Genomic DNA, 25,136 nt, shown 5'->3' with positions numbered 1-25,136 from the left:
CGTTACTTGACCCGCTGGCCCGGTTTGGCACCGCTGTCCGGGCTGAGCAGGTAGATTTCTTCGCCGCCGGGGCCGGCTGCCAGCACCATCCCTTCGGATACGCCAAACTTCATCTTGCGTGCCGCCAAGTTGGCGACATACAGGGTCAGGCGGCCTTCCAGCTTGCTCGGGTCGGGGTAGGCACTCTTGATGCCGGAGAAGACGTTGCGCTTGGCGTCGCCGATATCCAGGGTCAGACGCAGCAGCTTGTCAGCGCCTTCGACGAATTCGCACTTCTCGATCAGGGCGATACGCAGATCGACCGCTGCGAACTGGTCGAAGGTGATCTCGGCAGCCAATGGCTCTTTGGTCAATTCGCCATTCCCCGCGGGTGCTGTGCTTTCGCTGGCGGCCAGGTCTTCCTTGGAGGCTTCCACCATGGCTTCGATCTTGGCTGGCTCGATACGGGTCAGCAGTGGGGTGAATGCGTTCAGCTGATGGTTGCTCAGCAGCGTCTGGTGATCATTCCAGCGCAGCGGTTCGACATTGAGGAAACGCTCGGCATCTGCCGCAAGGTTCGGCAGTACCGGCTTGAGGAAAATCACCAACTGGCGGAACAGGTTGATGCCGGTGGCGCAGATCGCCTGAACCTCGGCCTGCTTGCCTTCCTGCTTGTTCAGCGCCCAGGGCGCCTTGTCGGCGATCCAGGCGTTGGCGCGGTCGGCCAGGGCCATGATTTCACGCATGGCGCGGGCGAAGTCGCGGCTCTCGTAGGCTTCGGCGATGGACGGCGCGGCGGCGCGGAAGGCCTCGGTCAGCTCCGGCGCAGCGTTATCCGCAACCATCACGCCAGCGTTGCCCTTGTGGATGAATCCGGCGCAACGGCTGGCGATATTGACCACCTTGCCGACCAGGTCCGAGTTGACCTTCTGCACGAAGTCTTCGAGATTGAGGTCCAGGTCATCGACGCCGCGGCCCAGCTTGGCTGCATAGTAGTAGCGCAGGTACTCGGGGTTCAGGTGATCGAGATAGGTGCGCGCCTTGATAAATGTGCCGCGCGACTTGGACATCTTCTGCCCGTTCACCGTCAGGTAGCCGTGCACGTTCACCGCAGTGGGCTTGCGGTAGCCGGCGCCTTCGAGCATCGCCGGCCAGAACAGGGTGTGGAAGTTGATGATGTCCTTGCCGATGAAGTGGTACAGCTCGGCACTGGAATCCTTGTTCCAGAACGCATCGAAGTCCAGCTCCGGGCGGCGTGAGCAAAGGTTCTTGAAACTGGCCATGTAGCCGATGGGCGCGTCCAGCCACACGTAGAAATACTTGCCCGGCTCGTCGGGAATTTCGAAGCCGAAGTAGGGCGCATCGCGGGAGATGTCCCACTCGTGCAGGCCGCCGTCGAGCCATTCGGCGATCTTGTTGGCCACCGAGTCCTGCAGGGTACCGCTGCGGGTCCACTCCTTGAGCATGGCCTCGAAGTCAGGCAGCTTGAAGAAGAAGTGCTTGGAGTCGCGCAGCACCGGAGTCGCGCCGGAGATGGCCGAGCGCGGGTCCTTGAGGTCCGTGGGCTCGTAGGTGGCGCCGCATTTCTCGCAGTTGTCGCCGTACTGATCCTCGGCGGCGCATTTCGGGCAGGTGCCCTTGATGAACCGGTCGGCCAGGAACATGCCTTTCTCGGGATCGTAATACTGGGTCACCGAGCGAGTGGCGATATGGCCGGCGTCACGCAGCTTGCCGTAGATCAGTTCCGACAGTTCGCGGTTCTCTTCCGAATGGGTGGAGTGGAAATTGTCGAAATCCACCAGGAAATCGGCGAAGTCGGCGCTGTGTTCGGCCTGTACATTGGCGATCAGCTGCTCGGGCGTGATGCCTTCTTTTTCCGCGCGCAGCATGATCGCCGAGCCGTGGGCATCGTCGGCGCAGACGTAGATGCACTGGTTGCCGCGCAGCTTCTGGAAGCGCACCCACATGTCGGTCTGGATATATTCCAGCATGTGGCCAAGGTGAATAGATCCATTGGCATACGGCAGGGCGCTGGTAACTAGAATCTGACGAACTTCGGACATGGGAATGGCTGCACCGGTAAAACGAGGGTCCGCAACTATAAAGGATGCGACCTCATGCAGGCCACCGCCGGCGGTACGGTACGAGTTGTCGCAAGGCGCGCGCCGCTCATGTCCCTGCTGTTAACATAGCCGCCTGTTTTACTCGGTCTTTCCTGTGGAGTAGTCATGTCCGTCACCCGTGAAGCTGTGGAAGCGGTACTGCGTCAATACACCGATCCCCATTTGAACCAGGATCCGGTCAGTGCCGGATGCGTGCGTTCGGTCGAAATCCAGGGCGAGCGCGTCAGTGTGCAGCTCGAACTTGGCTATGCGGCCGGGCTGTTTCGCGGTGGCTGGGCGCAGACGCTGGCTATGGCCATTGAGCAGCTCGACGGCGTGAGCCGCGCGGACGTGCAGGTCGATTGCGTGATCAGGGCGCACAAGGCGCAGGATCAGGTTCCTGCGCTGGCCAACGTGAAGAACATCATCGCGGTCTCTTCAGGCAAGGGCGGCGTGGGCAAGTCCACCACGGCCGCCAACCTGGCGCTGGCGCTGGCCCGTGAAGGCGCCCGAGTGGGCGTGCTGGATGCCGATATCTACGGGCCGAGCCAGGGCATCATGTTCGGCATTCCCGAGGGCACCAAGCCGGAGATCCGTGACCAGAAGTGGTTCGTGCCGCTGGAAGCGCACGGCGTGCAGCTGATGTCCATGGCATTCCTGGCTGACGACAAGACCCCCATGGTCTGGCGTGGGCCAATGGTGTCGGGTGCCTTGCTGCAGCTGATCACCCAAACCGCGTGGAAGGATCTCGACTATCTGGTTGTGGACATGCCGCCGGGCACTGGTGATATCCAGCTGACCCTGGCGCAGAAAGTGCCGGTGACCGGCTCGGTAATTGTCACCACGCCGCAAGACATCGCGCTGCTGGACGCCAAAAAAGGCGTCGAGATGTTCCGCAAGGTGAACATTCCGGTATTGGGTGTGGTGGAGAACATGGCCGTGCACATCTGCTCCAACTGCGGCCATGCCGAGCACCTGTTCGGCGAAGGCGGCGGAGAGAAGCTGGCGGATCAGTACAACGTTGAGCTGCTGGCATCGCTGCCGCTGTCCATGGCCATCCGCAGCCAGGCCGATGCGGGCAAGCCGACGGCGATTGCCGATCCGGAAAGCCAGATTGCCATGATCTATCAGGAAGTGGCTCGTACCGTTGGGGCGCGGATCTCCCAGAGCGGGCAGATCATCGCCCAGTCGATGCCGAATATCGTGGTGTCCGACGACTGATCGAGACACGTTGGCGTAGGGTGGATAACGCGAAGCTTATCCACCGCTTCATCGGGCCCCGATACTGTGAGGGGCTCACGCCCGGCTGGAGCGTGCTGCAAGGCTCCGCTGAACCCAAATCGCAGACACAAAAAACCCCGCCGAAGCGGGGTTTTTTCAGAGAAGACTCAGGTTAGATAACCTGAACTTCCTCAGCTTGCATGCCTTTCTGGCCGCGGGTAGCGACGAAGGAGACTTGCTGGCCTTCTTTCAGGCTCTTGAAGCCGTCACCTTGAATGGCACGGAAGTGAACGAAGAGGTCGTCACCGGATTGCGGAGTGATGAAGCCGAAGCCTTTTTCATCGTTGAACCACTTAACGGTACCGGTTTGGCGATTGGACATTTGAAATGTCTCCTTGAACAAGGTGTAGAGATAATTTGAACGGGCAAATACCCCGAACGGTGACTGTGTGCAAGGAGTTAAAGGAGTCGTAGCAATGATCGGATCGAAATCTAAACATGTAGCGATTCACGGTGACACATGCAGCAGCAGCCAATGCAAGATACCGCATTTACGTAGCAATGCGAGGATTATTTTCAGTTTCTGCCCAACGCCCGGCGCAAGCGGTGTACGGACATGGCTTGCGGGCTTGGAACCAGCTGCGCAGGGCCGGTAATATGCACGCCTTTACTCATTGATCAATCAGCACAGTCAGGACGCCCGCCATGAGCATCAAATCGGACAAGTGGATACGCCGGATGGCCCTTGAGCAGGGCATGATCGAGCCCTTCGTCGAGCGCCAGGTGCGCAACGAAGGCAATGAACGCCTGATTTCCTACGGCGTCTCCAGCTATGGCTACGACGTACGCTGCGCCGATGAATTCAAGGTGTTCACCAATATCAACTCGGCGACAGTCGACCCGAAGAACTTCGACGAAAAGAGCTTCGTCGACATCAAGAGCGACGTTTGCATCATTCCGCCGAACTCCTTCGCCTTGGCGCGCACGGTCGAGTACTTCCGGATTCCGCGCAACGTGCTGACCGTCTGCCTGGGCAAGAGCACCTATGCCCGTTGCGGCATCATCGTAAACGTCACGCCGCTGGAGCCGGAATGGGAAGGGCACGTGACGCTGGAGTTCTCCAATACCACCACGCTGCCAGCCAAGATTTACGCCAACGAGGGCGTCGCGCAGATGCTGTTCTTCGAATCGGACGAGGAATGCGAAGTGTCCTACCGCGACCGGGGCGGCAAGTATCAGGGTCAGCGCGGCGTGACCTTGCCCAGAGCCTGATTGGCGATCTGATCACTATCGATGCGGGTGGCTGCCGAAGGGCACCACCCGCATCGTCGTTTCAGGGCCTCTTACCAGGGAAGTGCTTCGCCCTGATAGTCGATAAAACGATGCCCGCGTTGGCCGGCTGCTTTTGTAACCTGTTCAACCATTCCTCGGCAGCTGGTCTCGACATCCAGCGGTGCCTGGTCGCCGCCCATCTCGGTCCTTACCCAGCCCGGATGCATCGAGAGCACCGTCAGGCCGGTTTCTTCGCCAAGGCTGGCGACAAAGTTGCGAGTCAGGTGGTTTAGCGCTGCCTTGCTGGCGCCATACAGCGGCATGCCCATTGCGGGTCCAGTCTCGACGCTGCCCATGATCGAACTCATAAAGGTGATTACGCCATTACGCGGCTCTACCAGCGGTAGCAGGCGTTCGGCCAGGCGAATCGGTGCCACGCTGTTGGTCAGGAAGAGCGCGGTGATGTCTTCCGCTGCTGCGTTACTGGCCGAGGCATCGCGCGGGCCGGAAATGCCGGCGTTGACGAAGAGCAGATCCAGTCGGCTGCCAGCCAGACGCTGATTCAGCGCATCGACGCTTGCCATATCGTCGATATCCAATGTTTCGACGCGAACGCCAGCCAGGCTGGTGAGCGTCTCGGCGCGTTGCGGATCACGGACCGTGGCGATTACCTGCCAGCCTTCGGCCTGTAGCTGTTTGACCAGCCCGAGACCAAGGCCACGGGATGCGCCAATCACAAGTGCGGTTTTGGACATGGAAGTGGACTCCATACGCGTTGCAGAAACAAAAATGCCCGACTCACGAGGAGTCGGGCATTGCGATACATGCGGCACGGGGGATGGCCAGGCCTTCTACCCGTGCGGTGCATGAGGCGACTTAGCCGGCGAAGTTCTTCGCGACGAAGTCCCAGTTGACGACGTTCCAGAACGCCTCAACGAACTTCGGACGAGCGTTGCGGTAGTCGATGTAGTAAGCGTGCTCCCAGACGTCGCAGGTCAGCAGCGGCTTGTCACCAGCGGTCATCGGGTTGCCGGCACCGATGGTGCTGGCCAGACCGACGCTACCGTCGGATTTCTTCACCAGCCAGGCCCAGCCGGAGCCGAAGGTGCCGATGGCGGTCTTGGTGAACTCTTCCTTGAACTTGTCGAAGTCGCCGAAGGCGGCGTTAATGGCGTCAGCCAGAGCGCCGGTCGGCTGGCCACCGGCGTTCGGCGCCATGCAGTTCCAGAAGAAGGTGTGGTTCCAGACTTGCGCGGCATTGTTGAAGATGCCACCGGAGGAAGTCTTGATGATGGTTTCCAGATCCTTGCCTTCGAACTCGGTGCCCGGAATCAGGTTGTTCAGGTTGGTCACGTAGGCCTGGTGATGCTTGCCGTGGTGATACTCGAAGGTCTCTGCGGAAATGTGCGGTTCGAGGGCGTTCTTTTCAAACGGAAGCGGCGGCAATTCGAAAGCCATGATGTATCTCCTGCTCAGGTGTCGAGGTTGCTGCAGCTCGCGAAAACGATCTACGCCGGAGTCTGGCGTCTGATGCTGCGGCAGGACCGCAAGGCTGTTCGTCCTGCCTGTCTCGCCTTTCGCTCACTGCAACGTGCGTAATTTCTGGCCGTTCACGGGCGGCCGGGTGGCGGACTGCAACATTCCACTGCATGCCCGCGAACCGAGGATCATAGCACACAGATCCTGCGGCAAAACCACGCGGCATTTGTATGGAAAAGCCCGTCGCAAGGCCTTTTTAAGCCATGTTTTTTACAGGGGTATGCCACTGGCGCTTTCCATTGACCGCAGGCGAAGTCGGCTGTTCCTCAGGCGCTGAGAACCAGCTGGGCAGCAATGGCGAACATCATGCCGGCGACGCCCAGATCGATCAGGCGCCAAGTGAGTGGGCGGGCCAGCCAAGGAGCCAGCCAGGCGCCGCCGAGCGCCAATAGCATGAACCACAAAGTCGATGCGCTGGCTGCCCCCAGCGTATAGGCGCCGGGTTCGGGTTGCTGTGCGCCGACCGAGCCGATTAGTAGCACGGTGTCGAGGTACACGTGCGGGTTGAGCAGGGTGACGGCCAGTGCCGCCAGCAACACGCTGCCCACGGAGCGCGGGCTGCGTTGCGCATCTTCGTGTAGCGCCTGCGGATTGGCAGCACGGCGCAGGGCGACGACGCCATAGAAGGTCAGAAAGGCCACGCCACCCCAGCGGGTAATGGATAGAAGCAGCGGGTTGGCGACCAGTACCGCCGCCAGGCCGAACACGCCAACCGTTATCAGCACGATATCGCAGAGGATGCACAGCGCGGCGACTGGCAGATGGTGTTCGCGACGCAAACTCTGGGCGAGCACGAACGCATTCTGCGCGCCGATGGCGATGATCAGGCCCGCTGTTACCAGCAGCCCGTTGAAATAGCTTTGCCACATGGCGTTGCACCTGTTTGCGCCGCGGAAGTGGTCGCAGTTTCGGCTGTCTCCGCGTATAAGAAAAACGAAATATTGTAATGCTGCATAAGGAAAAGTGATGTTCGATTACAAATTGCTGTCGGCTTTGGCGGCAGTGGTCGAGCAGGCCGGTTTCGACCGGGCGGCGCAGGCGTTGGGGTTGTCTCAGTCGGCGATCTCGCAGCGCATCAAGCTGCTGGAAGCGCGACTGGGGCAGCCGGTTCTGTTACGTGCGAGCCCGCCGCAACCGACCGAGGTCGGCCGGCGTCTGCTCAACCATGTGCAGCAGGTGCGCTTGCTGGAGCGTGACCTGCAGACTCAGGTACCGGGGATGAATGCTAGTCGACTGCCCGAGAGGCTGCGCATTGCGCTCAATGCCGACAGCCTGTCGACCTGGTGGGCGCCTGCGGTGGCGCCGTTCTGTGCCGAGTATGGAGTGGTGCTCGATCATGTGCTGGAGGATCAGGCCGTCGGCCTCAAGCGTATGCGTGCTGGCGAAGTGGCCGCCTGCGTGTGTGCCGTTGAGCGGCCTTTGGCGGGCGCGCGCAGTGAGTTTCTTGGGGCGATGCGCTATCGCGCACTGGCCAGCCCGACGTTCATCGAGCGGCATTTGAGCAGCGGTTCGATCGAGGACTTGTTGCGTGCGCCGGCAATCGTCTTTGGCCCGGATGATCAACTGCAGCATCGCTATCTGGCCTCGCTGGGTCTGAATGGCGCCTTCAGTCACCACCTGTGCCCGTCATCCGAGGGTTTTGTACGTCTGTTGCAGAGCAACCTCGGCTGGGGGCTGGTGCCGGAGTTGCAGGTGCGTGCAGAACTGGCCAGTGGTGCGCTGGTCGACGTGGCCGGCGGCCCGCCCATTGATGTACCGCTTTACTGGCATCACTGGCGCAACGGCGGTGAATTGCTGGCTGAGTTGACCCGGGCGCTGGGGCAGTCGGCACGGCAGTGGCTGGTGGTTTAGGTTGTTTTCAACCCGTTACTCGCTGGCCACGATAGATACGCACCGAGCTAAGGTTTTCTTTAGCTGCGGGGGGAGGCGGCGTATTAATGGTGGCAGGTGCGCTATCGCTGTAGGCTGCCAGCTGTTTGCCCAGGTCCCGAGTCAGTTCGTCGCTGGAAGACAGGCATGCAGCCAACATGGCCGGAATGGCGTCAGGCTGGCTGAGCCGAATATGAAGCTGTTGTTCCTCACGCAGACGACGGCGCAGGGTCTGCATGCAGTCGAGCAGCGCCTTGTTGAACTCCATGTCGATCCACTCCTCTGAGGCGTTGATCAGGCCCGACATCCATGTCGGAGATGCCATCCGGGCTGCCAAGGCTTTCAAAGCAACAGCCGTACCAATTATGTGAACTGGGTGGCAAAGCGCGGTAGCACTGGCGTTGATCACGTAGACGCGCTCCCGAGGCACCGCTGTACACATTGAGAAACGCACGAGCTTGGGGCGCAAGCGGCACATTTGTTTGATGGTGGTGCGCTCTGAAGCAGTTTCACCGAATCGTTATACTGCGCGATATTTCCCGATACGCGCCTTTGAAGGTATGCCATGCGCAACGACGCTCACGACGAACTGGACGATATCCCCAGTCTGACCGCCACTCGCGAAAGACCCTATCCGGAGCCGGAGTTGGAGCCCCTGCATAAGCCGGCTGACAGCAGCCTGGCGCCCGAGCGTGTCCGTAAGAAACGCCGCAGCGCCAATGTCGCGCCGCTGTGGATCATGATTGTGCTGCTGTGCGGCGCCTTGCTGGCGCTGGGCTGGTGGGGCAAGGGGCAGATCGAGCGGCTGGAGGCTCAACTGGTGGCCACTCAGGATAGCTTTGCCCGCATCAGTGAAGATGCGGCGGGACGGTTGCAGGATATCTCCGGAAAAATGGTCGCGACCGAATCCAATGTCACCACCGAGGGTGAAGCGCTGAAGTTGCGCATCAAGCAGCTGGAGGGGCAGGTTCTTGAGCTGCTCGAGCAACAGCGCGCCTTGGCTACTCAGCAGCAAAGCCTGGTGGGCAGGCAGGGTAACCAGGATCAGCGTCTGCAGGAGCAGGCCGGGCGTGTCGAAACTGTGGCGGGCGAGCTGAGCAAGCAGCAGGCCGCGACGGCCACGCTTACCCAGAGCCTGGAGGGGCTGAGCAGCGAGCAGAGCAGGTTGAATACTGCAGTGAATGGCCTGAAAGGCTCGCTCGATGGTCTGGATAAGGTTCCTGCCCGTATCGATGGCATCGACAAGGAGATCGCTGCGCTGAAGCGTCAGAGCGACCCCGCCCAGGCCATCAGCCGTCTGGAGCAGGATATATTGATTCTACGCAGCGAACTGGATAATCGTCCTGCCCCCGCGCCAGGTGTAAAAACCGCCGAATTCGATACCTTCCGCGCGCAGATGACACGCAGCTTCAATACCTTGCAAAGCCAGATTGCCAATCTCCAGGAACAGATCGACCGCCGCTAGCCGGTCGTGAAGCCATCGGTTACAAAGCCGTGCTTGGAGTGAGCGCGGCTTTCCTGGCTGAGAGACTGGCGCGCTGCGGCGACTGCAGCGTATTGCAGAGAAGCCAGCGATGATGCAGATGCTTGCTCTCAGTCAATTAAATTCGCTGGTGTCAAGGTGCTACCATCCGGCCGATTGAGACAAGGGCGGGATGTCCACCACCCTTCAAGTTCGGATGACAACAATAAATGCCATCGTTGATCGATCTTCTTCTGAGCCGCCTGGCTACTTTGTTGCCCAGTGAACTGAAGGCAAGCGAGCTTAAGCAACTCCTGTTACCGCACCGCCATTCAATGCTGCTGACACAGCGCCGGGCGACGATGATCGTCAATCGCGTGCGCCTGTTCGCCTTTCTCTTTGCAGTGCTTACGCCGGTATGGGGCATCATTGACCTGGTGGTGTTCAGCTATCCCTTGTGGCTGGGGCTGGCATCGTTTCGCCTTCTTGCGTGCGCGGCCTTTGCCTGCCTGTTGCTGCTGTATAGGCCTAGCGGCAACCTCTTCGATGCCTACCGGGCGATTGCCATCCTGTTTGCGATTCCCACGGTGTTCTACATCGCCTCGCACACATTGCTGGGTGGCTACCAGCTGACCCAGTTATCGGCGGTGGTGGCCACGGGATACGCCTTTCTGCCTTTCGTATTGATGGCCGGTCTGGCGATCTTTCCGCTTACGCTGGTGGAGAATCTGGTCCTGGCCAGCATTCTCTTGCTGGCCCAGGGGCTGGCGGGTTATCTGAGCTGGTCGACCTTGAACTGGCCTTCGTTTGCCGGCGCTTTCTGGCTGCTGATTCTGATTGCCGGAGTTACCGCCCTGGCCAGCCTTAGTCAGCTGGCATTTATGATTGCGCTGGTGCGCCAAGCTATTCGTGATCCGCTGACAGGGGTTTTCTCCCGTGGCAGTGGTCAGGAAATCATGCAGCTGCAATGGGACACCTCGTGGCGTCATGAGAGCGGCCTGGCTGTAGCTTTCGTCGATCTGGATCACTTCAAGTCAATCAACGATGCCTTCGGCCACGATGCGGGCGACCAGGCGCTGCGCGACTGTGCTCGGCATATTCTGGACAACCTGCGTAGCACCGATAGCCTGGTGCGCTGGGGCGGAGAGGAGTTCGTGGTGATCATGCCCGACACCGACAAGGAGCAGGCACGCCTGGCGCTGGGGCGAATGGTTCAGAAAGGCTTCGGCATGCGCCCGGACGGTTTGCCGCTTACGGCCAGCATTGGTCTGGCCGAGCGCTTCGCCGATCACATCGAAAGTCCCCAGCAGCTGTTGGAGTTGGCTGATAAACGCATGTATCTGGCCAAAACCAGCGGTCGTAACCGGCTCTGTGCCGAGGCGGGCGATGAGCTTGATACCTTCACAGTGAGGCAGGAAAGGTCGTCAGGCCGTGGAAATCGGGTAGGCCGCAGCCGCTCTAAGTTTTCTGTCTGAAACTTTGGAAGAGAATAATAACCTTCGGTCGGGTTAGGGCTCTTTCCCTTCTCTTGAGTGTTGTTCAGAAGGCGCAAGAAAATTGCGGCGCAGAACATTGGCTGTTGATGGAAAGTTGAAAGTGAATATATAAAGTGCTGGTTGCGCCTTTTAATCCGTGTATTCGTTTTTAGTGCCTTGGGTAAAAGAAAAAGGGCAAGGGTTGTAAGCCCTTGCCCTTCTCGGCACACCGCATCAGCTGTTGCTGCTGCGACCACCGCCATGGCTGTTCTGACCGCCCTTGCGGCCTGCTTCCGAGGCCTTCTCACGGTCGTTGGCGAAGTTGCCGCCGCTGTTCTGACCGCCTTTCTTGCCTGCTTCCGAGGCCTTCTCGCGATCGTTTGCAAAGTTGCCGGGATTCTTGTTTGCCATCTTCACTTCTCCTGAATGGAAATTGAGACTGCTAAAGGGCTGAACGACTTCATCAGCCTTCAGAGTTTCAGAGCCGGGCGACTGTCAGGAGTTTCCCTTTAATACAAGCGGCAGACGAGTGGTTTCCAATAGTAATAGTAAGGCTATGGCTAAATGAAAGCACAACGAAGCGGTAGTTATAAAATCATACTCCTGCCGTAATAACCGCTTGTATTAAAGGGCGAGCCTGCTTACAGGCTCGCCCCGGCTCACTGCAGCGCCGAGGCCGGGCCGAAGAATTCGTGGCGCAGCTGTTGCTCCGGTACGCCCAGAGCTTTCAGCTGCCGACGGATTGCCGCCATGAAGGGCTTGGGGCCGAGGTAATAGGCGTCCAAATCGCGATTTTCCGGTAGCCAGGAATCGAGCTGCTCGGCGGTCATCAGACCAACGGCGTCCGGCTGGGCTTCGCTGTCGTCATGTTCGTCGTAGCAATAAAAGCGTTTGAGCTGAGTATGACGCTCGGCCAATCCGTCAACCCATTCGCGGAAGGCGTGGACCCCGGCGTTGCGTGCGCAGTGGATGAAATGCACGGGACGTGAGGTTTGCAGCGCTTCTTCGAGCATGGCCAGGGTCGGTGTGATGCCCACGCCGCCGCTGATCAGCACCAGCGGCTTGTCGCTCGGCTCCAGGGTGAAATCGCCGGCCGGTGCGAACAGCTCCAGGATTTCGCCCTCACTCATGCCGTGCAGGGTATTGGAGGCCACGCCACCTTCCTCGCGCTTGACGCTGATGCGGTACTCGCTGCCGTTGCTGGCGGCGGAAAGGGAATAGTTGCGGCGCACCTCTTCGCCATCGACGAGCAGGCGCAGGCCGATGTACTGGCCGGGCTTGTGAGCGACTACCGGGCCGCCGTCTTCAGGTTGCAGGTAGAAAGAGGTGATTTCATCGCTTTCGGCCACCTTGCGGGCGATACGGAAGCGTCTTGCGCCACGCCAGCCTCCAGTGGCTTCTGCGGTGGTGCGGTAGGTCTGCTCTTCGGCGTCGATAAGAATGTCTGCCAGTTGCTGGTAGGCGGCGGCCCAGGCGGCGATCACCTCATCGGTGGCGATCTCGGTACCGAGCACTTCGCGGATGGCGCGCAACAGGCAGGAACCTACGATGGGGTAATGCTCCGGCAGTACCTGCAGGGCAACATGCTTGTTGACGATTTGCGATACCAACCCGCCGAGCTGCTCCAGCTGGTCGATATGTTTGGCGTACATCAGCACGCCGTTGGCCAATGCCCGTGGCTGGTCGCCACTGGCCTGGTGGGCCTGGTTGAAAAGCGGGCGAACCTCGGGGTGCTCGGCCAGCATCAGACGATAGAAATGAGTGGTCAGGGCTTCGCCACCGCTTTCCAGCAGGGGGACGGTGGCTTTGATCAGGGCACGTTGTTCAGCGCAAAGCATGGATTACTCCGTTGGTTATAGATCCGTCTCTGATGCGACTCGCTGAGGGCGAGTCGTCGGACAGCTGCTTTCTGTACTTCAATAATCGTTCCAGCCTGTTATTGACCGAAATCAAGGGCGTACAGCAGAGGCCGGGTAGATAGAACCCTGGAAAAAAGGGTCTTTTTGACTATTTTGGGTGATAGCTACCGTGGTGGTTCTGGTAGAAGCGGCGAACCACGGCGCTGGCGATAACTCCAAGACATACCATTTGATTCGGCCCAGGAGGCAGCATGGAGAACTACCACATCACTCATGAAGATGATCGCTGGGTTTTGCGCGAGGAAGGCGACAAACGCGCGTTGCTTGAGGCGCTGACTCGAGAAGATATCCTCAGCGAGACCCGGGACTACATGAAGCTGCGCACCGCTTCGGTAAAGATCCACAACGAGAACGGGGCAGTGGAGGAGGAGCGTCGTTACCCGCGTGATCAGGATCCGCGGGCGACGGGGGGCTAAGCGCGCTCCAGGCGATACCAGCGACTGCCCAGCGCAACCAGCCAGCAGGCGAGGATGAACGGCATGGTCAGTGGCGGCAGGCCCAACTGGTCGAATATCAGCCTGAGCACTGCGGCCGTGATGATTGCCAACAAGGGTGCCAGCCAGGAGCGCTGCACCTGGCTGACCGCCAGTGCAGCCAGTGCCGGGTTATAGCCGGTCAGCCCGGCCAGTACCTGTTGTTCTGGCGCGCCTGTCGCCAACCCAATCGCCACGCCGGCCACCGAGCCGCAGAGCATCCAGGCGGCCCCCTTGCGGTCTGCCAGCCACACGGCGGCCAACAGCAGAAGACCAGCCAGCGGTTGCGCGAGAAAGATTACCTGCCCAATGCCGGAGCCGACTGCCAAGAGCAGTCCCGTGCCATTCAATGCCAGCGGCGTTTCAGACCACACCGGCGCTGCAGGGGCCAGCGCGCCAACCAAGGCCAATGCAAACCAGCCGAAGAGTATGAACGGCAGGGTAAATCCGGGCAGCCAGTTGCGTTCGCGCATGGCGGTTAAAAGGCGGACCTGCAGTAGGTTGGAGATGGCGGCACCAAGCGCGATCAGCCCTAGCGAAAGCGCCGACAGCCCCAGCAGCAAACTCAGCAGCAGGCCCAGTAGTGCCCCGTTGTAACCGTAGAGGCCGATATCGATATCGGCCTGAGGATAGCCCAGTGCCGCGGCGCCTAAGGTGCTGGCTAACACCCCGAGCATCGCTCCGATCATCAGCTCGGGGGCATGCAGTCCCATGGCCAGCAGGATCAGAAATCCACAGACGGGGTGAGCCTGGAGAAGTATCTGACTGAAGCCGTTCAGAGCGGCAATGGCATAGCGCGGTGGCTTAAGACTGGGCATGTACGGCAGAAGTGGCTGCGCTGCTTAGATCAACGAGAAACGGCGAGCCTGGGCTCGCCGTACGGGGGGATCGCAACCGCCATATGCGGTGGCAACAGTCAGTGCAGTGTTTCGATCCGCAGCGAGTTGGTGCTTCCCGGCTGGCCCAGGGGCACGCCGGCGGTGACGATGACCGTATCGCCGGTACCGGCCATGCCTTGTGCGCGGGCCAGTTCCAGTGCGTTGGCGCAGACCTGCTCCATATCGTACATACGCGCATCGACTACTGAGTAGACGCCCCAGGCCACCGTCAGCTTGCGTGCCGTGGTAATGCTCGGTGTGAGGCTGAGGATCGGCGTGCTTGGCCGCTCGCGCGAGGCGCGTAGGCTGGAGCGACCGGATTCGGTGTAGTTGACCAGCACGGCCACCGGCAGGATGCCGCTGATCCGGCGGATCGCACAGCTGATGGCATCGGACAACGTCGCCTCGGCGGTTGGACGATTCACATCCAGTTGCGCCTGGAAGTCCGGGCCGCTTTCCACCTGACGGATGATCTTGCTCATCATGCTCACGGCTTCCAGCGGGTAGTCGCCCGAGGCGGTTTCCGCCGAGAGCATCACCGCATCCGCGCCTTCGGCCACCGCGTTGGCCACGTCGGTCACTTCGGCGCGGGTCGGGGCAGGGGAGAAGCGCATGGATTCCAGCATCTGCGTGGCCACCACCACCGGCCGACCCAGCTCGCGGCAGGTGCGGACAATGTTTTTCTGGATGCGCGGTACGTTTTCCGCAGGTACCTCCACACCCAGGTCGCCGCGGGCCACCATGATCGCGTCGCTTAGACGGGCGATCTCGCGCAGGTGCTGCACCGCGGACGGCTTCTCGATCTTCGCCATAAGGAATGCGCGGTCGCCGATCAGCTCGCGGGCTTCGTGGATGTCCTGCGGGCGCTGGACGAACGACAGCGCCACCCAGTCGACGCCCAGCTCCAGGCCGAAGGTCAGGTCGCGGCGGTCCTTCTCGGTCAGCGGGCTTAGCTCCAGCACCGCCTCAGGCACGTTCACTCCCTTGCGATCGGACAGCTCGCCGCCAGCAACCACGCGTGTTTCGATGGCGTCGGCATGCTTGGCGATCACGCTCAGGTGCAGGCGGCCGTCATCCACCAGCAGGCTCATGCCCGGCTCCAGCGCCTTGATGATCTCCGGGTGCGGCAGGTTGACCCGCGTGCTGTCACCCGGTGTCGGGTCGAGATCCAGGCGCAGGGTCTGGCCACGCTCCAGCTGCACCTTGCCCTCGGAAAACCGACCGACACGTAGCTTCGGACCCTGCAGATCCATCAGGATCCCGATGGGCTGGTTCAGCTCGTGCTCGACCTGGCGAATCCAGTTGAAGCGCTCGGCGTGGTCGGCATGCTCGCCGTGGCTGAAGTTAAGGCGAAACAGGTTGACGCCGTTCTCCACCAGCTGACGCACATCATCGATGGTGCGCGTGGCAGGGCCCAGCGTGGCGAGAATCTTGACCTTCTTGTCGGGTGTCATGGCAGCCTCTGTTGGCGGTTATCGTTATAAATGGCAGGCATCGGCAACGAGTGTCAGGTCGCGCTTCAGGCCGGCGGCAACACCAGAATTGCGCGGAAGTCGTTGACGTTGGTGCGAGTCGGGCCGGTCATCAGCAGGGCATCGAGCGCCTGGAAATAGCCGTAGCCGTTATTGTTGGCCAGCTCCCCGGCAGCGCTCAGGCCCAGGGCTTCGGCGCGGGCGTAGCTGTCCGGCGTCATCAGGGCGCCGGCATTGTCTTCGGAGCCGTCGATGCCATCGGTGTCGCCCGCCAGCGCATAGACGCCAGGCAGGCCCTTGAGGCTTTCGGTCAGGCTCAGGAGGAATTCAGCGTTGCGTCCGCCGCGGCCATCTCCGCGTACCGTTACCGTGGTTTCACCACCGGAAAGGATCACGCAGGGCGCTGCGAGGGGCTGGCCGTGCTGGGCAATCTGCCGTGCAATGCCGGCGTGCACTTTGGCCACTTCCCGCGCCTCGCCTTCCAGGTCGCCGAGGATCAGCGGCGAGAATCCGGCAGCGCGGGCTTTTACCGCGGCGGCTTCCAGCGATTGCTGCGGCTTGGCGATCAGCTGGAAATGACTGCGCGACAGGCAGGGGTCATCGGCCTTGACCGTCTCAGAACGCGGATCTTCCAGCCAGGCGCGTACGTTGGCCGGGATCTCGATGTTGTAGCGGGTAAGGATTTCCAGCGCCTGGGCGGAGGTGGTCGGGTCCGCTACCGTCGGCCCGGAGGCAATTACTGTGGCTTCATCGCCGGGTACATCGGAAATTGCGTAGGTGTAGACGCTGGCCGGCCAGCAGGCCTTGGCCAGGCGACCGCCCTTGATAGCGGAAAGGTGCTTACGCACGCAGTTCATCTCGCCGATATGGGCGCCGGAGCGCAGCAGCGCCTTGTTGATCGCCTGCTTGTCCGCCAGGCTGATGCCTTCGGCCGGCAGCGCCAGCAGGGAGGATCCGCCGCCGGACAGCAGGAAAATCACCCGATCGCTTTCATTGAGGTTGCTGACCATCTCCAGCACGCGGCGGGCGACGCGTTCGCCGGCATCGTCCGGGACCGGGTGCGCGGCTTCCACTACCTCGATCTTGCGGCAGTCGGCACCGTGGCCGTAGCGGGTGACCACCAGACCGGATATCTCGCCTTCCCAGGCGGCTTCGATGGCTTCGGCCATGGCCGCCGCGGCTTTGCCGGCACCAATGACGATGGCGCGGCCCGTGCGGTCGGCGGGCAGGTGATCGGCCAGTACCTGGCGGGGGTGGGCGGCGTCGATGGCGGCGCTGAACAGTTCGCGCAGGAGCGCTTGGGGATCGCGGTTCATGTGGGGCTCCTTGTATGAGGAATGGCGCCGATTTCAGACCTTAGACCTCGCGGGGGCAAGCGCTAAGGTATGAAATCGACCCACCCGGCTGTCGGGCCGTGACTCCTTTTGCCGGGTGAATCGAAAAGGGTGCCGCCCTGAGGCGACCGTTGAATCAGCGAATAGCCAGACCCGGTCGTGGGGGACTTGATGATTCCAGCCTGGCTATCCGTGACTCAACTCTCGTAGCGTCGCTGCGCAAAACGCCCTGGTTGCCCACCACCCTGGGTCTGTCTGTCCTGAAGGTGGGCGTGGACGTTGTGCTCAGCGAGCTCGGAGCTTTTCACAGGCCGCTGAAAACACGTTGGCGGTTTCAGCGGCCTGCTGTTTTTCTTATTTCTTGCGGATCGAGAAGTTGGCCATGTGCTCCAACCCCTTGATCAGCGCCGAGTGGTCCCAGCCGCTGCCGCCGAGGGAGGCGCAGGTGCTGAATACCTGCTGCGCGTTGGCGGTGTTGGGCAGGTTCAGGCCCAGCTCGCGCGCGCCGGTCAGGGCCAGGTTGAGGTCCTTCTGGTGCAGGTTGATACGGAAGCCAGGATCGAAGGTGCCCTTGATCATGCGCTCGCCGTGTACTTCGAGGATCTTCGAGCCGGCGAAGCCGCCCATCAGTGCTTCACGCACCTTGGCTGGATCTGCGCCGTTCTTGGCTGCGAACAGCAGGGCCTCGGCCACCGCCTGGATGTTCAGCGCAACGATGATCTGGTTGGCCACCTTGGCGGTCTGGCCGTCGCCGTTGCCGCCGACGCGGGTGATGTTCTTGCCCATGGCTTCGAACAGCGGCAGGGCGCGGGCGAAGCTCTCTTCGCTGCCGCCGACCATGATCGACAGGGTGCCGGCCTTGGCGCCGACCTCACCGCCGGAAACCGGGGCGTCGAGGTACTGCGCGCCAGTGGCGTTGATCTTCTCGGCGAACTGCTTGGTAGCCGAGGGGGAGATCGAGCTCATGTCGATCACGATCTTGTTCTGGCCGACACCTTCGGCAACGCCGTTAACGCGGAACAGGACGTCTTCGACCTGGGGCGTATCCGGCACCATGATGATGATGAACTCGGCTTCCTGAGCGACTTCCTTCGGGTTGGCCAGGGCGACGGCGCCGCCTTCCAGCAATGCGGCCGGGGCCTTGTCGTGGTGCTCGGACAGGAAGATGTCGTGACCGGCTTTCTGCAGGTTCTGAGCCATGGGCAGGCCCATGATGCCGGTGCCGATAAATCCGATTTTAGCCATGAGTTTTCTCCTCTTAATTCTTCTGGTTCGCGTCAGTTCAGATCGCGTTATGTGCTTTCATCCAGCCCAGGCCGGCTTCGGTGGTGGTGGCCGGCTTGTATTCGCAGCCGACCCAGCCCTGGTAGCCGATGCGGTCCAGATGCTCGAACAGGAAGCGGTAGTTGATCTCGCCAGTGCCCGGCTCGTTGCGGCCGGGGTTGTCGGCCAGCTGCACGTGGTTGATCACCGCCAGGTTGCTTTCCATGGTGCGGGCCAGATCACCCTCCATGATCTGCATGTGATAGATGTCGTATTGCAGGTACAGGTTGCTGCTACCGACCTTTTCGCGAATTTCCAGGGCCTGAGCGGTGTTATTCAGGAAGAAACGCGGGATGTCGCGGGTGTTGATCATCTCCATGACCAGACGGATGCCCGCTTCCTCGAGCTTGGCCGCGGCGTAACGCAGGTTCTCCACCAGAGTCGCTTCCAGCTTGGAGAGGTCGGCGCCCTTGGGTGCGATCCCCGCCAGGCAGTTGACTTGGGTATTGCCCAGCACCTTGGCATAGGCGATGGCCTTGTCGACGCCGGCGCGGAATTCCTCGACCCGCTCGGGATCGCAGGCGATACCACGGTCACCACCCGCCCAGTCACCGGCCGGCAGGTTGAACAGCACCTGGGTCAGGCCGTTGGCGTCCAGTTGCGCCTTGATCTCCTCGGCCGGGTAGTCGTAGGGGAAGAGGTACTCGACCCCGGCGAAGCCGGCCTTGGCGGCAGCGGCGAAACGGTCCATGAAGTCCAGCTCGGTGAAGAGCATGGAGAGGTTGGCGGCAAAACGTGGCATGGGTTACTCCTGTGTCTGTACGGACAGTTGGTGTTGCATGTGGTGGTGCGATACCACCCGCGGTGTTGCGTTGTGGTGGATATGCTTCGCGATATCCACCCTACGTTCAGTTCGGTGCCGTCGCGGATTTCGCCGACGGTTGGCCTTGCGTAGGACGGGTGGCCGCCCCGTGGAAGACCGCGAAGCGTCTTCCACGCGTTTGGTTACGGTTGCCTCAATCCAACAATGCGACAGCCGTCGGTGCATCTTCCCGGCCTTCGGCCAGCGGTTCGAACTCGTTGATGGCATCGATCTCGGTGCCCATGGCGATGTTGGTCACGCGCTCCAGGATCACTTCGATCACCACCGGTACCTGGTGCTCGGCCATCCAGGCCTGGGCCTGTTCGATGGCCGGGCGCAGATCTTCCTGCTTGAACACGCGGATCGCCTTGCAGCCCAGGCCCTCGACCACCGCGACGTGGTCGACGCCGTAGCCTTCCATGCCGCTCTGGTCGGCATTGATGTTCTCGAAGCCCAGCTGCACGCAGTAATCCATCTCGAAGCCGCGCTGCGCCTGGCGAATCAGGCCCAGGTAGGCGTTGTTCACCAGGATGTGGATGTAGGGCAGCTTGAACTGCGCACCCACCGCCAGCTCCTCGATCATGAACTGGAAGTCATAGTCGCCCGAGAGCGCCACGACCTTGCGCGACGGGTCCGCCGCAACCACGCCGAGCGCCGCCGGAATGGTCCAGCCGAGCGGGCCGGCCTGGCCGCAGTTGATCCAGTGGCGCGGCTTGTAGACGTGCAGGAACTGCGCGGCGGCGATCTGCGACAGGCCGATGGTGCTGACGTAGCAGGCATCGCGACCGAACGCATTGTTCATGCACTGATACACCCGCTGCGGCTTCATCGGCACGCTGTCGAAGTGGGTCTTGCGCAGCATGGTGCGCTTGCGCTCATGGCAGTCGGCAGCCCAGCTGCTGCGATCCGGCAGCTGGCCGGCAGCCTTGCGCTCCTTGGCGACTTCAACGAACAGCTTCAGCGCCGCGCCCGCATCGGAGGTGATGCCGTAGTCTGGCGAGAACACCCGGCCGATCTGGGTCGGTTCGATATCCACGTGTACGAACTTGCGGTCCTTGGTGTAGACATCGATCGAACCGGTGTGGCGGTTGGCCCAGCGGTTGCCGATGCCGAGCACGAAGTCCGAAGCCAGCATGTTGGCATTGCCATAGCGGTGGCTGGTCTGCAGACCGCACATGCCCGCCATCAGCGGATGGTCATCGGGAATCGAGCCCCAGCCCATCAGCGTTGGGATCACCGGCACGCCGACGGTCTCGGCGAACTCCACCAGCAACTCTTCGGCACCGGCGTTGTAGATGCCGCCACCGGCGACGATCAGCGGACGCTCAGCGGCGCAGAGCATGTCGATGGCTTTCTCGATCTGCTTGCGGCTGGCCGTAGGCTTGTAGACGGAGAGCGGTTCGTAGGTCTCGATATCGAACTCGATCTCGGCCATCTGCACGTCGAACGGCAGGTCGATCAGCACCGGGCCGGGGCGGCCGGAGCGCATTACGTGGAAGGCCTGCTGGAATACGCGCGGTACCAGCGCCGGCTCAAGTACGGTGACCGCCCACTTGGTGACCGGCTTGGCGATGGATTCGATATCCACCGCCTGGAAGTCTTCCTTGTGCAGACGGGCGCGGGGCGCCTGGCCGGTGATGCAGAGTATCGGAATGGAGTCAGCCCAGGCCGAGTAGAGGCCGGTGATCATGTCGGTACCGGCCGGGCCCGAGGTGCCGATGCACACGCCGATGTTGCCTGCCTTGGTGCGGGTGTAGCCCTCGGCCATGTGCGAAGCGCCTTCGACGTGGCGCGCCAGGATGTGACGGATGCCGCCGTCAGCACGCAGGGCGGAATACAGTGGATTGATCGCGGCACCGGGGATGCCGAAGGCGGTGTCGATGCCTTCTTTGCGCATTACCGCCACAGCGGCATCGATTGCTCTCATTCGTGCCATGGGTGATTCCTCCTGACGCTTAGAAATTTTGTCCGCGATCTGCTGCGCGTCGGCCCGCTGCGTTAGAAGCAGTTTCCTGGCTCGCTAGATCGTGGCTCTTTTGTTGTTCGATAGTTTTTATACGTGGCCCAAGGATGCAGGGCTGGAATCGAAGGGGGAATTGGTCGAAACTTCATTTCTGTCGATATCAGGAGTATCGAATGGATCGTTACACCGCTGTACATAGCTTCGTTTTGGTAGCGGAAGCGGGCAGTTTCGCTGCCGCTGCATTGAAGGAAGGGGTGACGCCCGTAGTGATGGGGCGCCGCCTGGATGCCCTGGAGCGTCACCTGGGCGTCAAGCTGATGCATCGCTCCACCCGCGGGCTGGCGCTGACCGACCTCGGTGAGCAGTACCTGGAGCGCGCCCGCGCCTTGCTCAAGGATTTCGATGAGGCCGATGCCAGCATCGCCAAGGATCGCACCTCGGTACGCGGCCATCTGGTGATCTCGGCGCCCGCAGCCTTCGGTCGCAAGCACATCGGCCCCCATGCGCCGGCCTTCCAGGCGCGCTTCCCGGACCTGCAGCTGTCGTTCAACTTCACCGACAGCGTGGTCGATCTGGTGCGCCATGGCTACGACATGGGCATCCGCATCGGCGAGGTGACCGACCCCAACTACGTGGCGGTCAAGCTGTTCCCCAATCGTCGGGTAGTCTGCGGCGCGCCGGACTATTTCGAACGGCAGGGCGTACCGCGGGTGCTGGAAGACCTGGCGCGGCACAACTGCCTGGCGTTCAACCTGCAGGGCGGGCAGCAGCGTGGCTGGACCTTTCTGCGCGACGGCAAGCAGGTGGCAGTGCGGGTGGCCGGCAATCTCGACTGCAACGATGGCGAGCTGCTGTTCGACTGGGTCAAGCAGGGCCTGGGCATCGGCTGGCGCTCCACCTGGGAAATCCAGGCCGAGCTCAAGCGCGGCGAGCTGGTGACCGTGCTCGACGAGTACGCGCTGCCTGCCTACGACATCCAGGCGGTTTACCCGCAGCAGCGTTACCTGCCGGCCAAAGTGCGTTTCTTCATCGACTACCTGAAGGGTATCTACAACGCGCCCGGTTACTGGGAAAACCGCTGAGCCGAACCACGTGATGTCGCTGCAGGTCGTACGGTAGATGTCGCGCAGCACATCCACGTGCGGCGGCTACTGCAAACGCAGCCTTCGCACATGAGGTGTCTCGTGGATCGTCTGAAAATCGCCACCTTCAACATCAACGGCATCCGCGCACGTCGGACCAACCTGCTCGAATGGCTGGAGCGTGAGCAGCCCGACGTGGTGTGTCTGCAGGAACTCAAGGCACAGAACGCGGACTTTCCCATCGACGACATTCGTGCGCTTGGCTACGGCGCGATCTGGCATGGTCAGAAGTCCTGGAACGGCGTGGCGATCCTGGCCAAGGGCAACGACCCGCTGGAAATCCGCCGCGGTCTGCCGGGCGATCCCGACGAAAGCCAAAGTCGCTACATCGAGGCAGCGGCCCATGGGGTGATCGTCGCCTGTCTCTACCTGCCCAACGGCAACCCGCAGCCGGGGCCGAAGTTCGATTACAAACTGACCTGGTTCGAGCGACTGATCGAGCACGCCGAGGGCCTGCTTGCCAGCGGCCACCCGGTGGTGCTGGCTGGCGACTACAACGTGATACCCACCGATGAGGACATCTACAACCCGCGCTCCTGGCAAAAGGATGCGCTACTGCAGCCGGAGAGCCGCGAGTGCTATCGACGTTGCTCGCCCAAGGCTGGACCGATGCGCTGCGCGCCCTGTACCCCGAGGAGCGCATCTACACATTCTGGGACTATTTCCGCCAGCACTGGCAGAAGAATTCCGGCCTGCGCATCGATCATCTGTTGCTTAGCCGGGACCTGGCTCCGCGCCTGAAGGAGGCGGGCGTGGACCGTTGGGTGCGAGGGCAGGAGCACGCCAGCGACCATGCGCCAACCTGGATCGAGCTGGATATGACCTCCGCTCAGCGGAACGGCTGAACCTTCGTTCCTGCGGTGCAGTCGACTTTGACGGGAGGCAGCGCGCATGCACTGCCGTTAATTCGATTGCCAGGAGAGCAGAATGGACACGAAAGAAACGATTTCGGTACTCAACGATTTGATCGAAACCAGCAAAGACGGCGAGAAAGGCTTTCGCGAATGCGCTGAAGACCTCAAGAATCCGCAGCTGAAAACCACCATGGTCCAGCGTGCGCAGGATTGCGCGACCGCAGTGGCCGAATTGCAGCAACTGGTGCGCTCCTTGGGCGGTGATCCTGAAACCAGCGGCAGCGTGGCCGGCGATCTGCATCGGCGCTGGGTCGATCTCAAATCTCTGGTTACTGGCAAGGATGATGAAGCCATCCTCAACGAGTGCGAGCGTGGCGAGGATGTGGCCTTGAAGAGCTATCGCAAGGCGCTCGACAAAGACTTGCCGGCCGATATCCGCGTGGTGGTCCAGCGCCAGTTCCAGGGCGTGCAGCGCAACCATGACCAGGTCAAGGCACTGCGCGATGCAGAGCGTGCCCGCAGCTGATAGTTGATAGCTGATAGCTGATAGCTGAAGCTTGAACGAACAAACGCCAGCGTGATGCTGGCGTTTTTTTTGTGCGTGCCGAATAGGCAGATGCTCTGGAGTTGGGGGGATGGTCGGAGCTTTCCAGGCACTCGGTTTGGCTCGATACGGACGCGTGGAAGATGCTTCGCAGTCTTCCACCCTACGCCGGGTTCTGCCCCGGTGTTTACCGCTGCGTCTTGAGATACGCGGCAGCATTTTCGTGGGGTGGATGTCGCTTTCTACATCCACCGCGTCTCCGTGCGTTGGGACGCGGCGCGCCATGATCCAGCCTACGCCGGTTCCTGCACCTCGCAGCCCTTGAGCACCATGCGGATGATGGTCTCGGCCGCTGCCTCGTAGTCAGCGTCATCCAGTTTGTCCTTTCCGGTCACGACTGATATCTGCCAATCGAAGTCGGCGTAGGTCTGGGTCGCCGCCCAGATGCTGAACAGCAGATGGCTGGGGTCGACCTTGGCCATCAGGCCCTGATCGATCCAGCTCTGGATGCAGGCGATGTTATGTGCGGCCTGGGCGTTGAGCTGCTCGGTGCGCTCGGCGGACAGGTGCGGGGCGCCGTGCATGATTTCGCTGGCGAATACCTTTGAGGCACAGGCGTGCTCGCGCGAGATACGGATCTTGGTGCGGATATAAGCGCGCAGCACCTCGGCAGGGTGGCCCGGCTGATTGAACGGCGCCGAAGCTTCGAGCAGGGGTTCGACGATGCTTTCCAGCACCTCTCGATAGAGGTTTTCCTTGCTCTTGAAGTAGTAGTAGACGTTGGGCTTGGGTAGGCCTGCACGGTCGGCGATATCGCTGGTCTTGCAGGCGGCGAAGCCCTTTTCGGCAAACTCTTCGCTGGCAGCGCGCAGAATCAACTCTTTGTTGCGCTCTCGGATGCTGGACATTGGGCCTATTCGATTTGCTACGAGGAGGCCGGCTGGCCTGGTCCGGAATGCTAGCACCTGCGTCAGATGCCGCTCAAGCCGAGGCCGTGGGCTCAAGGGCGCTACCGAGCCGGCCGGTTCAGCCGCGCCGAATCAGCCATACGCCGACGAACACCAGCACGATGCCGCCAACCTTGCTCAGGCTGATCGACGCCTGGCGATAGCCAGCCCAGCCGTAGTGATCGAGCATCAGCGCCATCAGCAATTGCCCGGCCAGCAACAGGGCCATAAACAGCGAAGCTCCCACACGCGGAGCCGCGAAAGCCGCGGTAGCGATCAGGAAGACGCCAAGCAGGCCACTGCTCCAGTGCCACCAGGTAATTCCGCGCAGGCCCTGCAGGCTCGGCAGATCACGCTGGACCAGCACGATAACGAGCAGCGCCAGCGTGCCGACTGCGAAGGAGACCAGCGCGGCATTCATCACGCTGGACAGATGGCGCGCGACTTCGCCATTCATGCCGGCCTGCAGGGGCAACATCGCTCCGGCAATCAGGGGTAATGCGAGCAACCACCAGGCAACTGTGGGCATGAATTCCTCCGTTAAGACAGGTATGCAGGCGGCACCT

24 protein-coding genes and 1 pseudogene are annotated in these 25,136 nt (G+C 61.4%); 9 read left to right on the top strand and 16 right to left on the bottom strand.

Annotated features, from left to right (window positions below; translation table 11 throughout):
* Nucleotides 1-2 precede the first annotated feature (2 nt).
* Entirely contained in the window at nucleotides 3-2,042 is a 2,040-nt protein-coding gene (gene metG / locus BN1079_RS07880) for a methionine--tRNA ligase (RefSeq protein ID WP_037023493.1), read from the bottom strand.
* 165 nt (nucleotides 2,043-2,207) lie between these two features.
* On the opposite strand from metG, the gene apbC reads away from it, so the two are divergent.
* Complete coding sequence (gene apbC, locus BN1079_RS07875) at nucleotides 2,208-3,302, top strand: iron-sulfur cluster carrier protein ApbC (RefSeq protein WP_037023492.1); 1,095 nt, start codon at nucleotides 2,208-2,210, stop codon at nucleotides 3,300-3,302.
* A gap of 172 nt (nucleotides 3,303-3,474) precedes the next feature.
* Here apbC and BN1079_RS07870 read toward each other — a convergent pair whose 3' ends face one another.
* Complete coding sequence (locus BN1079_RS07870) at nucleotides 3,475-3,684, bottom strand: cold-shock protein (protein ID WP_003282211.1); 210 nt, start codon at nucleotides 3,682-3,684, stop codon at nucleotides 3,475-3,477.
* A gap of 323 nt (nucleotides 3,685-4,007) precedes the next feature.
* Here BN1079_RS07870 and dcd point away from each other — a divergent pair, with 323 nt between their 5' ends.
* On the top strand, nucleotides 4,008-4,574 hold the full coding sequence (gene dcd / locus BN1079_RS07865) for a dCTP deaminase (RefSeq protein WP_037023491.1): 567 nt from the start codon (nucleotides 4,008-4,010) through the stop codon (nucleotides 4,572-4,574).
* 71 nt (nucleotides 4,575-4,645) lie between these two features.
* Here the strand turns inward: dcd and BN1079_RS07860 are convergent, their stop codons facing one another.
* The 3 genes from BN1079_RS07860 to BN1079_RS07850 form a co-directional block, all read right to left on the bottom strand.
* Nucleotides 4,646-5,329, bottom strand: coding sequence for an SDR family oxidoreductase (locus tag BN1079_RS07860; RefSeq protein WP_037023490.1), 684 nt, complete (start codon nucleotides 5,327-5,329; stop codon nucleotides 4,646-4,648).
* Between the two features lie 121 nt (nucleotides 5,330-5,450).
* Nucleotides 5,451-6,032: a superoxide dismutase gene (locus BN1079_RS07855; protein ID WP_037023489.1), complete on the bottom strand. Its 582-nt coding sequence runs from the start codon at nucleotides 6,030-6,032 to the stop codon at nucleotides 5,451-5,453.
* Nucleotides 6,033-6,379: 347 nt separating this feature from the next.
* Nucleotides 6,380-6,982, bottom strand: coding sequence for a LysE/ArgO family amino acid transporter (locus BN1079_RS07850; RefSeq protein WP_037023488.1), 603 nt, complete (start codon nucleotides 6,980-6,982; stop codon nucleotides 6,380-6,382).
* Nucleotides 6,983-7,079: 97 nt separating this feature from the next.
* On the opposite strand from BN1079_RS07850, the gene BN1079_RS07845 reads away from it, so the two are divergent.
* Nucleotides 7,080-7,964: a LysR family transcriptional regulator ArgP gene (locus BN1079_RS07845; protein ID WP_037023487.1), complete on the top strand. Its 885-nt coding sequence runs from the start codon at nucleotides 7,080-7,082 to the stop codon at nucleotides 7,962-7,964.
* A gap of 7 nt (nucleotides 7,965-7,971) precedes the next feature.
* On the opposite strand, the gene BN1079_RS07840 is transcribed toward BN1079_RS07845, so the two are convergent.
* Nucleotides 7,972-8,250 (bottom strand): hypothetical protein, encoded by a 279-nt coding sequence (locus BN1079_RS07840; protein ID WP_037026702.1) that lies wholly within the window; start codon nucleotides 8,248-8,250, stop codon nucleotides 7,972-7,974.
* Nucleotides 8,251-8,547: 297 nt separating this feature from the next.
* Here BN1079_RS07840 and BN1079_RS07835 point away from each other — a divergent pair, with 297 nt between their 5' ends.
* Together BN1079_RS07835 and BN1079_RS07830 are read left to right on the top strand one after the other, a co-directional pair.
* Nucleotides 8,548-9,447 carry a hypothetical protein gene (locus tag BN1079_RS07835; RefSeq protein ID WP_037023486.1) on the top strand — a complete coding sequence of 300 codons (900 nt, stop codon included), beginning with the start codon at nucleotides 8,548-8,550 and terminating at the stop codon, nucleotides 9,445-9,447.
* A 227-nt stretch (nucleotides 9,448-9,674) separates the two neighbouring features.
* Nucleotides 9,675-10,919 (top strand): GGDEF domain-containing protein, encoded by a 1,245-nt coding sequence (locus BN1079_RS07830; protein ID WP_081950818.1) that lies wholly within the window; start codon nucleotides 9,675-9,677, stop codon nucleotides 10,917-10,919.
* Between the two features lie 234 nt (nucleotides 10,920-11,153).
* Here the strand turns inward: BN1079_RS07830 and BN1079_RS07825 are convergent, their stop codons facing one another.
* Together BN1079_RS07825 and hmpA are read right to left on the bottom strand one after the other, a co-directional pair.
* Nucleotides 11,154-11,330, bottom strand: a complete 177-nt coding sequence (locus tag BN1079_RS07825) for a con-10 family general stress protein (RefSeq protein ID WP_037023485.1) — start codon at nucleotides 11,328-11,330, stop codon at nucleotides 11,154-11,156.
* A gap of 248 nt (nucleotides 11,331-11,578) precedes the next feature.
* Nucleotides 11,579-12,757 carry an NO-inducible flavohemoprotein gene (hmpA, locus tag BN1079_RS07820; protein WP_037023484.1) on the bottom strand — a complete coding sequence of 393 codons (1,179 nt, stop codon included), beginning with the start codon at nucleotides 12,755-12,757 and terminating at the stop codon, nucleotides 11,579-11,581.
* Between the two features lie 272 nt (nucleotides 12,758-13,029).
* Here hmpA and BN1079_RS07815 point away from each other — a divergent pair, with 272 nt between their 5' ends.
* The gene (locus BN1079_RS07815) at nucleotides 13,030-13,254 is read left to right on the top strand and encodes a DUF2188 domain-containing protein (protein ID WP_037023483.1); all 225 of its coding nucleotides are present in this window, start codon (nucleotides 13,030-13,032) and stop codon (nucleotides 13,252-13,254) included.
* Here the strand turns inward: BN1079_RS07815 and BN1079_RS07810 are convergent.
* The 6 genes from BN1079_RS07810 to gcl form a co-directional block, all read right to left on the bottom strand.
* Nucleotides 13,251-14,129, bottom strand: a complete 879-nt coding sequence (locus tag BN1079_RS07810) for an urea transporter (protein ID WP_081950817.1) — start codon at nucleotides 14,127-14,129, stop codon at nucleotides 13,251-13,253. The two genes, BN1079_RS07815 and BN1079_RS07810, sit on opposite strands and share 4 nt — an antisense overlap.
* Before the next feature lie 98 nt (nucleotides 14,130-14,227).
* Nucleotides 14,228-15,643: a pyruvate kinase gene (gene pyk, locus BN1079_RS07805; RefSeq protein WP_037023481.1), complete on the bottom strand. Its 1,416-nt coding sequence runs from the start codon at nucleotides 15,641-15,643 to the stop codon at nucleotides 14,228-14,230.
* A gap of 65 nt (nucleotides 15,644-15,708) precedes the next feature.
* Entirely contained in the window at nucleotides 15,709-16,977 is a 1,269-nt protein-coding gene (locus BN1079_RS07800) for a glycerate kinase type-2 family protein (protein WP_037023480.1), read from the bottom strand.
* 372 nt (nucleotides 16,978-17,349) lie between these two features.
* Entirely contained in the window at nucleotides 17,350-18,240 is an 891-nt protein-coding gene (locus tag BN1079_RS07795; protein WP_037023479.1) for a 2-hydroxy-3-oxopropionate reductase, read from the bottom strand.
* 37 nt (nucleotides 18,241-18,277) lie between these two features.
* Nucleotides 18,278-19,060, bottom strand: coding sequence for a hydroxypyruvate isomerase (hyi, locus tag BN1079_RS07790; protein ID WP_037023478.1), 783 nt, complete (start codon nucleotides 19,058-19,060; stop codon nucleotides 18,278-18,280).
* Between the two features lie 214 nt (nucleotides 19,061-19,274).
* Entirely contained in the window at nucleotides 19,275-21,056 is a 1,782-nt protein-coding gene (gene gcl, locus BN1079_RS07785; protein WP_037023477.1) for a glyoxylate carboligase, read from the bottom strand.
* A gap of 200 nt (nucleotides 21,057-21,256) precedes the next feature.
* Here gcl and BN1079_RS07780 point away from each other — a divergent pair, with 200 nt between their 5' ends.
* The 3 genes and pseudogenes from BN1079_RS07780 to BN1079_RS07770 all read left to right on the top strand — a co-directional run bounded on the left by BN1079_RS07780 (nucleotide 21,257) and on the right by BN1079_RS07770 (nucleotide 23,605).
* Nucleotides 21,257-22,165: a LysR substrate-binding domain-containing protein gene (locus BN1079_RS07780; protein ID WP_037023476.1), complete on the top strand. Its 909-nt coding sequence runs from the start codon at nucleotides 21,257-21,259 to the stop codon at nucleotides 22,163-22,165.
* Nucleotides 22,166-22,255: 90 nt separating this feature from the next.
* Nucleotides 22,256-23,070 (top strand): annotated as a pseudogene (gene xth / locus BN1079_RS07775) (exodeoxyribonuclease III).
* A gap of 82 nt (nucleotides 23,071-23,152) precedes the next feature.
* Nucleotides 23,153-23,605: a PA2169 family four-helix-bundle protein gene (locus BN1079_RS07770; RefSeq protein ID WP_037023475.1), complete on the top strand. Its 453-nt coding sequence runs from the start codon at nucleotides 23,153-23,155 to the stop codon at nucleotides 23,603-23,605.
* A gap of 311 nt (nucleotides 23,606-23,916) precedes the next feature.
* Here BN1079_RS07770 and BN1079_RS07765 read toward each other — a convergent pair whose 3' ends face one another.
* Entirely contained in the window at nucleotides 23,917-24,531 is a 615-nt protein-coding gene (locus BN1079_RS07765) for a TetR/AcrR family transcriptional regulator (RefSeq protein WP_037023474.1), read from the bottom strand.
* Between the two features lie 118 nt (nucleotides 24,532-24,649).
* Nucleotides 24,650-25,099 carry a DMT family transporter gene (locus BN1079_RS07760; protein ID WP_037023473.1) on the bottom strand — a complete coding sequence of 150 codons (450 nt, stop codon included), beginning with the start codon at nucleotides 25,097-25,099 and terminating at the stop codon, nucleotides 24,650-24,652.
* Nucleotides 25,100-25,136: the final 37 nt, after the last annotated feature.

This window comes from Pseudomonas saudiphocaensis, from assembly GCF_000756775.1.
Lineage (GTDB): Bacteria > Pseudomonadota > Gammaproteobacteria > Pseudomonadales > Pseudomonadaceae > Stutzerimonas > Stutzerimonas saudiphocaensis.
This window is presented reverse-complemented; position numbering and strand designations above follow the sequence as displayed.